Source organism: Methylobacterium sp. WL116 (genome assembly GCF_008039455.1).
Taxonomy (GTDB): Bacteria; Pseudomonadota; Alphaproteobacteria; order Rhizobiales; family Beijerinckiaceae; genus Methylobacterium.
Map to the genome: position 1 here is coordinate 1 of NZ_VRUV01000993.1, position 807 is coordinate 807.

An 807-nucleotide genomic window follows, 5' to 3' on the forward strand; every position below is an offset into this window, starting at 1 on the left:
GGGCTGGGAGCGGGTGCGGCGGTGTCCCGGGTCTTATACCAAGTCTGCGGGGTTATCACCCATGCGGTCGGGCCCGCGGCCGCCGCCCCCTGAAATCTCGGAAAGGGCCCGGAGACGGCGTGGAGCCGGCCCGATGCGCCGGCCCATCGTCGCGGCGAGACGGGCGCAGGATGTGGCCTTCCGGGCCTTGCCAGCGCGGCGGCGGCATGGTGCAACCCGGGTCGCCGCGGCGCAAAACTTAAGTCCCCGCTGCGCCCTGCTCCATCGCGTCCGCGTGCCCCGAGGTTCGACCGCTGTGCCGACCCTATTCCGTTTCTTCGCCACCCTCGCGATCCTGGCCGGCCTCGTCTTCGCCGGCATGTTCGCGCTCGCGACCTTCGTGACGCCGACGCCGCGGGAAATGAGCGTGACCATCCCCGCCTCGAAGCTCCAGCCGGGCGGCCGGTGAGGGAGGAGCGTCCGCCCGAGGCCGAGCGGCGGACGCCGCCCGAGATCGCGGCCTACCTCGACATGCTGGCCGCCGAGCGCGGAGCGGCGAAGAACACACTCGAAGCCTACCGGCGCGATCTCGACGACTACTTCGGTCACCTCGCCGACGAGGGCCTCGACCTCGCCGAGATCGAGGCGGCGGACCTCCGCGCCTACGTCGCCTCCCTCGAGCCGCGTGGCCTGAAGCCGGCCTCCGCCGCCCGGCGGCTCTCCTGCATCCGCGGCTTCCACAAGTTCCTCTACGCAGAAGGGCTGGCCGAATCCGATCCGAGCGCGCCGCTCACCGGCCCGCGCCGCGGCCGCGCGCTGCCGAAGGTG

Annotated in this window: 2 protein-coding genes; both read left to right on the forward strand. The window is 72.7% G+C overall.

Annotation, left to right across the window (positions count from 1 at the left end; translation table 11 throughout):
- Positions 1 to 295 precede the first annotated feature (295 nt).
- Positions 296 to 448 (forward strand): histidine kinase, encoded by a 153-nt coding sequence (locus FV223_RS28985; protein ID WP_147730042.1) that lies wholly within the window; start codon positions 296 to 298, stop codon positions 446 to 448.
- Positions 445 to 807 (forward strand): site-specific integrase (locus FV223_RS28990; RefSeq protein ID WP_281407487.1); only part of this gene is annotated, 363 nt, incomplete at its 3' end. The genes FV223_RS28985 and FV223_RS28990, both read left to right, overlap by 4 nt.